We start from the raw sequence: 13,700 nt of genomic DNA, 5'->3' as shown, positions 1-13,700 counted from the left end.
CTTCATATTGCATTCCTGTTAGTAAAATATTCAACTACTAATCTTTTATCACATTTTAAAATTTTATTCAAATATTCTACTTCTAGTATTCTTAAACTAACTTGATAATATTCTTGAAGGAATGAAAATTTATTTGTCTTTAGGATAGATATTAGGGTTGCTAGGAGTGGTTGAGAAGATAGGAGTGAAGAGGAAAGTAATTTTGTTAAAAATATCTGTGAATAGTTAGGATTATTTATAAATATAATACAAAGAGGCGAGTGATGATTGATTTACTTCTGTGCTAGTATCAAAAATATCGGCGTGGCATTGAACATTAATTTTTCTTCTTCATTCCATATCTCTTGATAAAAATTTCTATCACAAGCAATGATTTTAAATCCTATAGAGCTCAAAACCTCTTTATCCCATTTGGGTCGTTCTATTCTGCTAAGAGGCAACATTTTAGCAATTTCTTCCATTTTTTTGGCGTTGAGATAATGATTGGTCATATGATCAGATAAGCCTAATTCTGCTATCTTTTTTCTGTCTTTTTGATAGATTTCATTTTGTTTTTTATCATAGAGCTGTAGATACCAATTCGCATCAACATTAAATAATTTTCCATCTTTTTTTAAAACCCGATACCAATCTTCATATGCTTTTTTTGGATTGCTTAAATTCCAAGTGAGATTTCTTGAAACAACTACATCAAAACTATTATCTTCAAATTCTAAATGATGTGCATCACCTATAAAAAAATCAATCTGGGCATTATGATTTAAAGCATTTTGTTTAGCGTATTCAATCATATCACTCGTGTAATCTAACGCTGAAACTTCTGCACCAAGTTTGGATAATAAGATAGAAAATATTCCTGGCCCACAACCAATATCTAAAACTTTTTTTCCCTTAAAATCATCGCAAATATATCTCGAAAATACTTCACCCCAAAGTTTATTTTTTTCGCTATTAAGTTCAGCTAGATTTTCTTGGGTATAACTTGTTGAACGTTCACTCCAGTATTGTTTGATTTCTTCTAACATTTTTCTCTTTTCTTCTAAAATCTCATACTTGCTTGTGCAAAAAACGAAGCACCTGCAACTTGATAGTAGTCATAATATCGATTATTGGTAAAGTTTAAAAAACTCACACTTAAATCAAGATTATTTTCGAACACATAGCCTATTTTTGCATTAAAATATAGCTGTTCATCATAATATCCAAAGGTATTTTTAAAAATTTCACTATTAACATCATCACTATAAGATTTGGACTGAAAACTCCCCTCAATTGATCCATAAAAACCTTTTGACTTCCCATAAAGTAAAGCTATATGCGCCATATGTTCAGGTGTATTTGGAATAAATTTCCCTTCAGTGGAAGGTTTGGCGGAGTTTTTAGTGATTTTAGCATTACTATAAGTATAGCTTGCATTTAAAGAAAATCCACCTCCCATTGGTTGAAGATAACCTATCTCAACCCCATTTATTCTACCTGCCCCCGCATTTTTGTTCTGATAGGGAATGTCTTTGCCATTTCCACTTCTATAAATGATATTTAAAAGTTCAGTTTGAAAGTAATAAACTTTTAATATCCCATCTAAAAAACTATTAATATCTCCACCAATATCAAAAGAAATTCCTTTTTCAGGTTTAAGATCTGTGTTATTAATCCATTTTTGAGTAGATGTGCTAATACGAAATATTTCTCTTAAGGTTGGCACCCTAAAAGCACTCCCTACAGAAGCTTTTAAAACTACTCTATCTAAGAGATTATAATTAATAGAAGCCTTTGGAGAAAAAGAACTTTGAGAAATATTTTTTACGGGTGTTTTTTGATATTTGATTTGGGTATAACCTTCAAAATTCTGCCAATAATCATATCTGATTCCTAAAGTTGTATTAAGATTTTTACTCCAATTACTATCTAACTGAATAAATCCTGCTACTAAAAAAGCTTTTCCGCCATAGGATTTTAAAAGCCCTAAATCATAATCCCTCACCTTCCAATCACTCATTCCATAATTGAGTTGATCTAATGCCATATATCGACCCTGTAGTGCTAGAGTCAAGGTATGATTATCAAAATTTTTGTCATATAAAATATCCAAATAATTGCTAGTAGTGTAGATATCTTGAGAATATCCAGCTCCCCCTGCTAATGTGGGCAAAGGGACTGCTGAAGTATCTGCATCTAACCAATAGCTATAGAGATTCACGCTTGAAAATGTAACTCTCATCATAGACTCATCTTCAAAGCTGTGCATATGCGAAAGCGAAGCAATATAGTGCGTATAGCTCCCGATTCCTTCATACCCATTCCCAATAAATGGGTTATAGGAATTATTTCCATAAACAACCCTACCCGAAGAATCAAGAAGATTGCTTTTAGGAGAAACAAAATCGTAGTGATGGTTAGAGACTGAAGCCATCAAGGAGGTGGTATCTTTATCGCCCCAATCATATTCTAGCTTTATCCTGCCATCATTTAAGACATATTCTCTTCTTCCTGTATCTCCTGCGATATAATTCCCTGCTCTATCTGCGTTATAACCAGTGATGCTAGTGAGTTTGGCGAAATCTATTTTTGATCCAAATGCTGGAACGCTCGGATACCCTCCTGAAGTGCTAAAACCGTAACTTGCCTTCACTCTTAATCTCTTATCTAAGAATGCATCACCCACACTCACATATCCTCTCACAAGATTCATATCCGCCTGATTTTTTTTAAATGCACTCCCATAGCCTATGATTAGAGTATTTTCAAGTTTTGTGGGCATTGAAGTGATAAAATTCACCGCTCCACCAATAGCACCTGTGCCATACAAACTTGAAAACGCTCCTCTTATGACTTCAACCCTCGAAACATCATATAAGGAAAGCTCATCTAATATTCTATTTTCCCCTTCCAAATCACTGAGTATGACTCCATCTAACATCACTAAAGTGCCATTAGATATACCTCTTATTGTAATAGAAGGACGAGGATTGAGTCCTGCATCATTTAAAATATGAACCCCTTCATAGTTTTTAATCATATCATTTACTTTTTGAGGACTTCTGTCCTTTATCTCTTTTTGTGTGATGACACTGATATTTCCAGGTGCTTTTTCAATAGTACTCTGCGATCTTGTGGCACTGCTAACTTGTCTATCAAGCAAATAGCTTTCTTTTAACTCATCACCATAAGCCCCAGATAACCCTACACATACAACAAATAATCGAGTAAAAATCTTCATCAATGTCTCACTTTATTCTTATTTGTGACGTAAATATAACCGATAATGCTCAATTTTTAATGAAGAAAGTTTTCCCAAGTTTTATATAAGATTTATCCACTCTTATTATTGTTTTCTTATTTTGGTGATACTTTTGCAGTGAATCTATAATTAGATTTTATTGATAATCAAAGCTATCAAAGCATTATTGTTTTTGATGGCTTTAACTAATAAGGCCTTCTAACTGTATAATTGTTGTTGTAAGATAAACGAAAGGATTATTTTTGAATGCATTGGTGCTTCTCTCTCACAGAAAGCACCAAAACAATTTCAAAATATCGTATAAACAGCCGCACAAATCGTGAGTAATCCAAAAATCAAAATAAATAAATTCTGAAGAGGTTTTTTATACTTATTTAGAGCCTTGAATCGATAAATCGCATACAAAGGCATTATGAACAATATAATTGCCAAAACTGGTCCGACAATATTATCAATAATATTGAGGATTTGTGGATTTACATATGCAACTAACCAAGAAACAATAAATGTGAATAAAACTGTGATTTTTTTAGCTAACTTTGGAGTGATTTTTTCTGATGATATTTTGAATAAAATTTGATTGAATCCTTCTTGAGCACCCAAATAATGGCCAAAAAATGATTTTCCCATCGCCACAAAAGCCACCAAAGGGGCAACATATATCAAAATAGGAGAAATGACCTTAAAAATAGGGTTTTCAAATCTATCGGCAATATTAGCTACTAGAGATAAAATCGATATGTTTTCTTCTTGTGCCACTGCAAAATCATCAGGATTTAGACACATCATAAAAGAAAATACAAAAAACATCACCGTGACAATCATTAAAACATTACTAGTAGCAATTATCTTTGTACTTTTTTTATCAGAGGCATTTCCATATTCTTGTTTTGTCCAAACTGCCAAAGAAGAAATGATGGGCGAATGATTGAAAGCAAATACCATCACAGGGAGCATCAACCATAAATTTTTAATATCCTTATGCCAAGAAAATTCAACATTGTGAAATAAATTCAAATTCCATTCTGGAATGAGCGAAAGAGCTATGAGCATCAAAACAATGATAAAAGGAAATACTAAAGCACTCATCACTCTAACAATAATCTCTTGACCAAAACTCACTGTCAAAACTAAAATCCCCACCAAAACAAAGCTTAGTAATAATCTATCAGGGGAACTAAATCCCAACTGATGAACGATAAAACTATCAATAGTATTAGTAACTCCCACGCTATAGATCAATAGTATTGGGAAAATGGCACAAAAATATAATAATGTGATTATCATCCCTCCAGATCTTCCAAAATATTCTTGTGCAACCACTGTAATATCATCAGAACTCGCAGGAGAAGAAAGCACAAATCTACACAATGCTCTATGTGCTAAAAATGTAATTGGAAAGGCCAAAAGTAACATCATCACTAAAGGTACTAATCCTCCAATACCCGTTTTAATGGGCAAAAACAAAACCCCCGCCCCAATTGCAGTACCATAAAGACTAAATACCCACAACAAGTCTTTTCTACTCATCTTCATATCCTTTTCATTTTCTTGTTTAGTTTAGAAACAATCACTATTATACAAAACAATGCTTTTGTTTCAAATATACTCTTTGATTTTTTATTCCAAAATTAATATATAATTGCAAAATTCTATATCAAGGCAATAATAATGAGCAACCTTAGTATCTTCAAAATAGGCGTTGGTCCATCATCTTCACATACCTTAGGCCCTATGTTAGCTGGAAATTTATTTTGTGAAAAAATTTCTCCTAAGTTAAAAATTATAGAAAAAATCCAAATCTATTTCTATGGCTCTTTATCTCTTACAGGAAAAGGACATTTGAGTGATAAAGCTATCATATGGGGACTCAGTAATGCAAAAGCAAAAAATCTTGATAAACTAACCCAGCAAGATATCATTCAAAACGCACTTAAAAATAAAAAACTCAATCTATGTGGTGAAAAAGAGATTTGCTTTGATTATCAAAAAGATCTTATTTTTTCAAAACAATTTTTACTATTGCACGAAAATGGCTTGACACTCAAAGCATTTGATAAGAACGGAAATATTATTGATGAGCAAACCTACTACTCTATAGGAGGAGGCTTTGTCAAAACCGAACAAGAATTACAAGACATCAAAGAAAATGGCTTACAGGAGGAAGAGAGCCATCATAAGCTTGCGTTCAATCACTCTAAAGACATTCTTGAGTTCTGTCAAAAAAATAACAAAAATCTCATTCAAGCCTCTCTAGAGTATGAATTGCAATTCAATAGCTTGGATTTTATCCATAAGTATTGCTTAGAAATTTGGCAAACAATGCAAGAAACATATGAAAACGGAGTGCATCCCAAAGAAACAGCTCTACCAGGAAACCTAAAGCTAAATCGTAGAGCACCAGGTCTATTTAACAGAATTCAACCAACCACAGATCCGCTTGGAATAATTGATTTTATTTCTCTATATGCTATTGCAGTCGCTGAAGAAAATGCTAGTGGTGCAAAAGTCGTTACTGCACCTACAAATGGAGCTTGTGCCGTCAATCCTGCCGTTATGTTATATCTAAAAAATCATACTGTAGGTTTTAATGACCAAAAAGCGATTGACTTTCTTCTAGTAGGTATGCTCATAGGCTCTCTATATAAGAAAAATGCTAGTATCAGTGGAGCAGAGGCTGGTTGTCAGGCTGAAATTGGAGTAGCAAGTTCAATGGCGGCAGCATCAATGGCTTCAGTGCTTGGAGCAGATGCTTTTATTGCTTCAAATGCAGCAGAAAGTGCCATGGAACATCATCTAGGGCTCACTTGTGATCCTGTAGGAGGATTAGTCCAAATTCCTTGTATTGAAAGGAACGCTTTTGGGGCTATAAAAGCTATTATGGCAGCTAGAATGGCGATGAGTCGTAAAAGTACTCCAAAAGTAACCCTAGATGAAGTGATTCTCACAATGTATAACACAGGCAAAGATATGAACCTCAAATACAAAGAAACTTCACTTGGAGGGTTGGCAACAACACTTTCAAGTCTTTGCTAAATTAGTTTGATCTCTAGAGGAATAATAAGGAGAAAATTTGAATATTGATATCAATCAATATTCAAACGATTTGTAGTATTTTATTCTCTTCTTTGGTGAGTGATACTATAAGCTTGATTCCTAAATTCAAATACTGAATCTATAGGGGCTTGAACACCACTTGGAATCACTCCAGGCAAAAACACATCGTTATTGCAAGTATCGCCTTTAAAGGTTTTGAGTTCAAGTGTTCCTAAAAAAATCTTTTTATTTGTATTTTCCCAAGTTGCACTAATATCATCTATGGGGTCTTGAGGATTTGCTAAAACCAAGTACATATAATAATTTACGCTACCTTTTTTCAAATCAGCTTCAAGTCTTTTTTCTAAAAAATCATCTCCTATTTTTTGTGCTTCTTTTTTAGAAAGCTCTATGATACCCGCCTGTGGAACAAAAATAATTTTTGCATTCATTGCTTTGCCATCTGCATCAGAGACTCTATAAACGTGCTGGGTATTAAATTGAACATTTGCTAAACTCAAAGGAACACCGATAGTATTTCCATAGTCCATAGCTCTTTTAACACTTGGATATTCTTTGATAAGTTTTTGAAGTTCTTTTTTCTTAGAAGGATCGCCGATAACCTCTAGAAATTTTACAATCACATCAGGAGTCTTTCCTGAATTTATAACTCCATTTAAGGTCACAAAATTCCATTGCTCTTTATTATTCTTGAATTTTAATGCAAAACCATGAGCATTTGATTTATCACTTGCTTTTGGATTTCCTCCACCAATAGAGTATCTAGCCAAAACTTGCGATTTTCCATACAAAAGAGGAACTTTTACAAATTCTTTAATGTCATTTCGAGGCAGGAATTCTCCAGTAACGCAAAATCCTTTTGTATGATTAACCTTTCTATGAGGATTAGCCTTGTCTCCAAATTTGTGATAAAAAAAATCTGCCGCTTGAGTTGGGGTGATGGAATCCTTAGCAAACATAATGCCCAAAAATACCGCTAGTGTTAAAAATATAGCTCTCATCTAATCAATCCTTTAAATTTTAAATTGAAAAAATTATAACCAAATAAAATATATTTTTAGAAACAAGAAAAATAATCATACTCAAGCATTTTATTAGAAATAAAAATTCAATCAAAATAAAAAATTAAATAAAAAAGAATACAACATAAATTACGAAAGAAATATTCAAAAATAAATTACTTACTCTGAAAAAGCCCCATATGCCATCAGCTTTTCGTAGCGTCTTTGTATAAACTTAGAATCTTTTTTGATTTCATCTAAACTCTTTAAAAAATACTCTTTGATGGCTCTTGCAGCTGAAGTTTTATCTCTATGAGCTCCCTTGGAGGGTTCTAAAATAATATCATCTATAAGATTTGCTCTTTTAAGATCATCAGGGGTGATTTTCATCGCTTTGGTAGCGGACTCTATCTTGCTAGGATCATTCCAGAGTATGGCTGCACAACCCTCTGGAGAAATAACACTAAATATTGAATACTGCATCATTGCGAGTCTGTCGGCAACCGCAATAGCCAAAGCACCCCCACTACCACCTTCCCCAATCACAACCGAAATAGTAGGAACTTTTAAGTCAGCAAATTCCTGAAGGTTCTTTGCTATTGCTTCACTTTGTCCTCTCTCTTCTGCTCCTAATCCAGGATATGCCCCCGCCGTATCCACCAGCATTAAAATAGGAATATCAAATTTTTCAGCAAATTTAGCCGCTTTGAGAGCCTTTCGGTAACCTTCAGGATTTGGCATACCAAAATTCCTCATCAATTTATTCTTTGTGCCTCGTCCTTTTTCTTCACCAATGACAAGTACGGTTTGTTCTTCTATTTTTCCTAAAAAGCAAACAATAGCTTTATCGTCTCTAAAATGTCTGTCTCCAGATATTTCATAACTATCTTTTAAAATCAAATCAATATAATCAAGAGCATAGGGTCTATCGGGGTGCCTAGCTAATTGCAGTTTTTGATAGTCGTTCATGTTAGAATAGACGGATCGAATCTCTTTTTCAAGATCAATTTCAAGTATATCTTTCGCAGCATTGTCACCACGAATATTAGCCATCTCTATTTCATCTTGAATGGTCTTTATACGTTGTTCAAAATCTAAATAAGTAGCCATTCAAAACTTCCATTTTATATTTTTTTAAAAATTACAACACCATTTGTTCCACCAAACCCAAAAGAATTACTCATTACAGCCTCAACCTTCGCTTCTCGTGCAACATTAGGTATATAGTCCAAATCACATTCAGGATCTGGAGTCTCTTGGTTAATGGTAGGAGGTAAAACACCTTCATTCATAGCCATAATAGAAATAACTGCTTCAATTGCTCCTGCTGCACCTAGACAATGACCTATTTGACCCTTTGTGGAACTAACAGGAGGGACATTCTGTTTTCCACCAAATACATTTCTCAAAGCCATCGTTTCAAACAAATCATTATATCCAGTACTTGTGCCGTGTGCATTGATATAGTCAATCTTTATATTTGCCATATTCAAGGCCGCCTTCATCGCACGATAAGCACCTTCGCCCTCAGGAGCTGGGGTTGTCATGTGATTGGCATCACCACTTTCTCCAAAACCTACCAATTCTGCATATATTTTGGCACCTCTAGATTTAGCCATCTCGTAATCCTCTAATACTAAAGCTCCCGAACCCTCACCCATAACAAAACCATCTCGATCTTTGTCAAATGGCCTTGATGCTTTTGATGGTTCATCATTTCGAGAACTCAGTGCCTTCATAGCGGCAAAACCACCAATACCAACAGGACAAATAGTAGATTCAGAACCCACCACAAGCATTCTATCAGCCCCACCCACCATAATGGTTTTCACTGCCTCAATGATAGCATGTGTTCCTGCCGCACAAGCTGTGACACTTGATACATTTGGACCTTTGATGCCAAACTCAATAGAAGTAAAACCTCCTAGCATATTCACAAGCGCGGAAGGAATAAAAAATGGAGTTATTTTTCTAGCACCTTTTTCAAAACAAGTAACGGAATTCTTCTCTATGTTTATAAGTCCTCCGATACCAGCAGCTGAACTAACCCCAAATCTATCTGCAATTGAAGCATCACACTTGCCATCACTTCCTAACAATCCACTATCAAGCATTGCCTCTTTAGTTGATTTTAGTGCAAGCTGGATGAAGCGATCTGCTTTTTTGACTTCCTTAGGATTCATCACCTCATTAGGATCAAAATTCGTTATTTCAGCTGCAATTTGCACGGGGAAATCATCTGGATCAAAACAGGTAATTCTTTTAACCCCACATTTGCCATCTACAATAGACTTAAAAGAATCTCCTCTATTTAGCCCCAACGAGTTTATCATTCCTAAACCAGTGACAACAATTCGACGCACACATATCTCCTTAGAATATTATGAATTCCCCTTAAGGGGAGATTGATTACTTTTTATTGCTCTCAACAAATTTAACTACATCGCCCACTGTAACAATCTTCTCGGCTTGTTCATCAGGTATCTCAATACCGAATTTTTCTTCTAGTGCCATAACAAGCTCAACAACATCCAAAGAATCCGCACCTAAGTCTTTTACAAACTCCGCTTCCATAGTGACCTGCTCAGCACCTACATTCAATTGTTCAGCAACCAAGCTCTGTACATCTTCAAATAAAGCCATAATTTCTCCTTAAGATTTTTCATACTCCGCAATTGTAACAAAGTTTTTATAAAAACAAAAATAAAATTCAAAAATTCTCCGTTTGCTTCGCAGATTCTACATATATAGGCCACCATTCACTTTTAGGACTTCACCTGTTATGTAGCTAGAATAATCACTCAACAAAAACGCTACTGAATCAGCTATTTCTTTTGCTTCTCCTAACCTTCCTAGTGGAATATTTTTGATATATTCTGCTTTGACTTCATCTTTTAAGACGCTTGTCATATCTGTTTGTATGAATCCAGGTGTTACACAATTAAATCTGACATTTCTAGAAGCACCTTCATAAGCAAAAGACTTACTCATAGCAATCATGCCACCCTTGCTTGCAGCATAGTTCGTCTGACCTGGATTCCCTCTCTCTCCGACAATTGAAGAGATATTAACCACGCTTCCAAATCTTTGCTTACTCATTAATTTGAGTGCTTCACGACAACCAATAAAAGCAGATTTAAGATTAGCATCTAAGACATCCATAAACTCTTCAGTTTTCATTCTGATGGCTAATTTGTCATTAGTGATTCCCGCATTATTTACCAAGTAAGAAAGCTCTCCATCTGAATCAATGATTGCTTTGATCCCATCTATAAAAGCCTCTTCATCTGTCACATCAAATTTGATGAGAGCAGCCTTACCGCCATATTTTTCTATTTCTTCTTTGAGTTTGTCGGCAATCTCAGGCTTACTGCGATAATTTATCCATACTTTGAGTCCAAATCCTGCCAAAGTTTTGGCAATTTCAGCTCCTATGCTTCTTGAAGCACCTGTTATAAGGACATTTTTACCACTAAATTTCATATTCTCTCCTGTATTAAAATAAATAATAAAAATTAATCTTAGCAAAAAAATATTGATGTGCCAATAAAAGAAGGAAGAATGGGAAAAGATTAAATGAAAGTAAAAAGAGGGTTCAAGAACCCTTGAATCATAGCCTAGATTCGTATCTTCTAAGCATATAAAGTCGTTTGAGCATTTTTTTCTTCGCATTGATTTTTTGTTTTTTGCGTTTTTCGGTCTTTGACTCAAAAAATCTTCTAGCTCGACACTCAGTAACAACTAAATTTCTATCAGTTTGTTTTTTGAACTTTCGATAAGCTTCATCAAAAGATTCATTTTCTCTGACTTTGATACCTGGCATTGCAATCACCACTTTCTTTTAAAATATTGAAGCTCAAGACTCCATAGGCAAAATTATAGGCTAAAAATGTTAAATTTAAAATAAAAATCAACTAAACTCTGGTAAAATTCCTCCCTTCAATATATGTGCCCATAGCTCAGCTGAATAGAGCAACAGGTTGCGGTCCTGTAGGTCGGGGGTTTGAATCCCTCTGGGCATACCATAAGAATTTTAAACCTCTTAATATCTCTTTAAAATTATTTTATTTATTCTCGCAAACAAACTCTTTTAAAGCTTCTTTATCATTAGGAATTTTTTCGCTCAATACAACCTGCAAAATTTTATGAAACATTTCTTTTATCTGTTTTCCTTTTGGAATTCCAAGTCTTTGCAAATCATCTCCATTTAATGCTAGATCTTTGATGCAAATGGGTTCTTTGTTTTCGATGATATTTTGAAATTTTTCAAAAATACCTGACAATGTATTAGCCTCAAAAGATAGCTTTTTTTGTTTGATTTGAGCATTTTTAATTTCCAAAAATATCCTAAAATTTTTCTCCCCCATCACACTGAGGCATTGCTTTATCCATAGTTTGTCATCTATAGGTGTTTGATCTAGATACTTCATCATATCTAGTATCATTTTCTGCATCCATTTTGGTAGTAAAAAAGTCTGCAATATTTTTTCTATCTGTAATTTGTCCTTGATGGTAAAATAAAACAGGACTATGAGTCTTGTGGTAGGATTTTTTGGACAATAGGGAATGATTTTTATTGCATATTCATAATCAGGGTAATTACCATCCTCCCCTAAAAGCGTGAATAAAATCACTTCACGATATTGACGCAACACATCAAATGCAAAATCAGCACATATTAAGCTTTTAATCTCTTGTATTTTTCTGTGTACTGAAATAAATCCTAAAAGTTTTTTATGAGTAAAAATAGCCTCTGAAGTCTGTTCTGCGATCTTAAAGCCAAACCTAGCTGCAAATCTTAGAGCTCTCAATATTCTTAAGGCATCTTCTTTGAATCTCTCATCAGGATTGCCAACCGCACAGATTATTTTGTGTTTTAAATGTTTGATACCTCCATAAATATCTATGATGCCCATTGCAGGATGATACGCCATCGCATTGATAGTAAAATCCCTTCTAGAGAGATCATCTTTTAATGTACTAACAAATTTCACTTCAGCAGGGATGCGATGATTGAGATACTTTCCCTCCGTGCGATAAGTTGTGATCTCATATCTTTCTTTTGCAATAATCGCAGTAACAGTGCCGTGTTTGATGCCTGTGGGAATGGTTTTTATCCCTGCATTTTCTAAAATCTCTATCACTTCATCAGGTTTAGCAGAAGTTGTAATATCCCAATCATTGGGATGCAACACAGAGAGTTCTATAGAATTCATCATGCTATCACGCACACATCCACCCACCACATAGGCCTCAAAACCATTATTTTCTATCATAGCGATGATTTGAGTCACTTCCTTAGGAAGAGAAATAACAAACATCTATTTCCTTAAAAAAATTTTTGTATTATAACAAACCCAATATCTTTACAAGAGGTCAATAAGATGCAAAAAATATGTGTTGTGAGTTTTAGCGGTGGCCAGGATAGTACGACGACTGCTGCATGGGCAAAAAACCAATTTGAAGAAGTGATTCTCCTGGGATTTGACTACAATCAAAAACACAAAATAGAACTAACACAGGCTAAAATCATCGCTGAAAAATTAAATCTTCCTCTGCATATTATCAAAATCAATTTTCTTGATGATATTGTGGAATCTGCCTTGCTCGGCAATAGCACTCAAGAAGTTAATAGTGCCCATAAAGGCACCAAAACTCTCCCCGCTTCATTTGTGCCCAATCGAAATGCACTTTTTATAATGATTGCACATAGTTTTGCCCAAAAAATTCAGGCCGAAAATATTGCACTTGGGGTATCGCAGCAAGATTATAGTGGCTACCCTGATTGTCGTGATTATTTTATAAAAAACATAGAACTCACGCTCAATCTAGGCTCACAATCAGATATTAAAATTCACACGCCCTTAATGAATATGAGTAAAGCTGAAGAATTTGAACTAGCAAAGCAATTAGGAATATTAGAGATCATCATACAAGACACCCACACTTGCTACAATGGAAATAGAGAAATAATTCATCAATGGGGATATGGTTGTGGTGAATGCAATGCGTGTGTTTTGCGTAAAAATGCCTATGAAGAGTTTATCAAAAGATTTAACTAGTTTTTAATAAAGCCAAACATCTCAAGGATAGGGGCTCACGCCCTTGCTCTTATCAAACCAATCCAATTTCATTAAAGCACTAAATCTCATTGCAATACTCACCATTTCTTTTACCATCTCCAATGTACCCTCTTCATTAAGATCATTGCTCTCAAGTTTGAAGAAAAGCAAGAGCGAGGATGGATTTTTTGATAAGCTCCATAGATTCTAAGACTTCAGTTAATTCCTTTGCCTTGTTTTGCTTACTCAATAAATCATATAGCATACAACCATTGAATGACAGAGTATTTCATCAACTGCGTTTTATTTACTCAACAAGTCATATAAGAGTCATACCAC

At 34.4% G+C, this 13,700-nt stretch carries 12 protein-coding genes and 1 tRNA gene; 3 read left to right on the top strand and 10 right to left on the bottom strand.

Going from position 1 to position 13,700, the window contains the following annotated elements:
* Window positions 1–272: 272 nt before the first annotated feature.
* The 3 genes from BKH42_RS08490 to BKH42_RS08480 all read right to left on the bottom strand — a co-directional run bounded on the left by BKH42_RS08490 (window position 273) and on the right by BKH42_RS08480 (window position 4,777).
* Entirely contained in the window at window positions 273–1,025 is a 753-nt protein-coding gene (locus tag BKH42_RS08490; RefSeq protein ID WP_095296182.1) for a class I SAM-dependent methyltransferase, read from the bottom strand.
* Window positions 1,026–1,039: 14 nt separating this feature from the next.
* The gene (locus BKH42_RS08485) at window positions 1,040–3,220 is read right to left on the bottom strand and encodes a TonB-dependent receptor (RefSeq protein ID WP_095296181.1); all 2,181 of its coding nucleotides are present in this window, start codon (window positions 3,218–3,220) and stop codon (window positions 1,040–1,042) included.
* 309 nt (window positions 3,221–3,529) lie between these two features.
* Window positions 3,530–4,777 carry a serine/threonine protein kinase gene (locus tag BKH42_RS08480; protein ID WP_180674026.1) on the bottom strand — a complete coding sequence of 416 codons (1,248 nt, stop codon included), beginning with the start codon at window positions 4,775–4,777 and terminating at the stop codon, window positions 3,530–3,532.
* A gap of 135 nt (window positions 4,778–4,912) precedes the next feature.
* Here BKH42_RS08480 and BKH42_RS08475 point away from each other — a divergent pair, with 135 nt between their 5' ends.
* On the top strand, window positions 4,913–6,277 hold the full coding sequence (locus tag BKH42_RS08475) for an L-serine ammonia-lyase (protein ID WP_095296179.1): 1,365 nt from the start codon (window positions 4,913–4,915) through the stop codon (window positions 6,275–6,277).
* Between the two features lie 80 nt (window positions 6,278–6,357).
* Here BKH42_RS08475 and BKH42_RS08470 read toward each other — a convergent pair whose 3' ends face one another.
* From BKH42_RS08470 to rpsU, 6 genes are all read right to left on the bottom strand, one after another.
* Window positions 6,358–7,299: a catalase gene (locus BKH42_RS08470; RefSeq protein WP_095296178.1), complete on the bottom strand. Its 942-nt coding sequence runs from the start codon at window positions 7,297–7,299 to the stop codon at window positions 6,358–6,360.
* A gap of 180 nt (window positions 7,300–7,479) precedes the next feature.
* Window positions 7,480–8,409, bottom strand: coding sequence for an acetyl-CoA carboxylase carboxyl transferase subunit alpha (gene accA, locus BKH42_RS08465; RefSeq protein WP_095296177.1), 930 nt, complete (start codon window positions 8,407–8,409; stop codon window positions 7,480–7,482).
* A gap of 14 nt (window positions 8,410–8,423) precedes the next feature.
* Window positions 8,424–9,662, bottom strand: a complete 1,239-nt coding sequence (locus tag BKH42_RS08460; protein WP_095296176.1) for a beta-ketoacyl-ACP synthase II — start codon at window positions 9,660–9,662, stop codon at window positions 8,424–8,426.
* Window positions 9,663–9,708: 46 nt separating this feature from the next.
* The gene (acpP, locus tag BKH42_RS08455; RefSeq protein WP_095296175.1) at window positions 9,709–9,942 is read right to left on the bottom strand and encodes an acyl carrier protein; all 234 of its coding nucleotides are present in this window, start codon (window positions 9,940–9,942) and stop codon (window positions 9,709–9,711) included.
* A 96-nt stretch (window positions 9,943–10,038) separates the two neighbouring features.
* Window positions 10,039–10,782: a 3-oxoacyl-ACP reductase FabG gene (gene fabG, locus BKH42_RS08450; RefSeq protein ID WP_095296174.1), complete on the bottom strand. Its 744-nt coding sequence runs from the start codon at window positions 10,780–10,782 to the stop codon at window positions 10,039–10,041.
* Between the two features lie 127 nt (window positions 10,783–10,909).
* Window positions 10,910–11,122: a 30S ribosomal protein S21 gene (gene rpsU / locus BKH42_RS08445; RefSeq protein ID WP_095274037.1), complete on the bottom strand. Its 213-nt coding sequence runs from the start codon at window positions 11,120–11,122 to the stop codon at window positions 10,910–10,912.
* Between the two features lie 125 nt (window positions 11,123–11,247).
* Here rpsU and BKH42_RS08440 point away from each other — a divergent pair.
* Window positions 11,248–11,324, top strand: a tRNA-Arg gene (locus tag BKH42_RS08440).
* 39 nt (window positions 11,325–11,363) lie between these two features.
* Here the strand turns inward: BKH42_RS08440 and BKH42_RS08435 are convergent.
* On the bottom strand, window positions 11,364–12,620 hold the full coding sequence (locus BKH42_RS08435; protein ID WP_095296173.1) for a CCA tRNA nucleotidyltransferase: 1,257 nt from the start codon (window positions 12,618–12,620) through the stop codon (window positions 11,364–11,366).
* 63 nt (window positions 12,621–12,683) lie between these two features.
* On the opposite strand from BKH42_RS08435, the gene queC reads away from it, so the two are divergent.
* Window positions 12,684–13,361 carry a 7-cyano-7-deazaguanine synthase QueC gene (gene queC / locus BKH42_RS08430; RefSeq protein WP_095296172.1) on the top strand — a complete coding sequence of 226 codons (678 nt, stop codon included), beginning with the start codon at window positions 12,684–12,686 and terminating at the stop codon, window positions 13,359–13,361.
* Window positions 13,362–13,700 lie beyond the last annotated feature (339 nt).

Source organism: Helicobacter sp. 13S00482-2, from assembly GCF_002272795.1.
GTDB lineage: Bacteria > Campylobacterota > Campylobacteria > Campylobacterales > Helicobacteraceae > Helicobacter_J.
The sequence above is the reverse complement of the archived record's forward strand: the minus strand, read 5'-3'. Positions and strand labels throughout refer to the sequence as shown.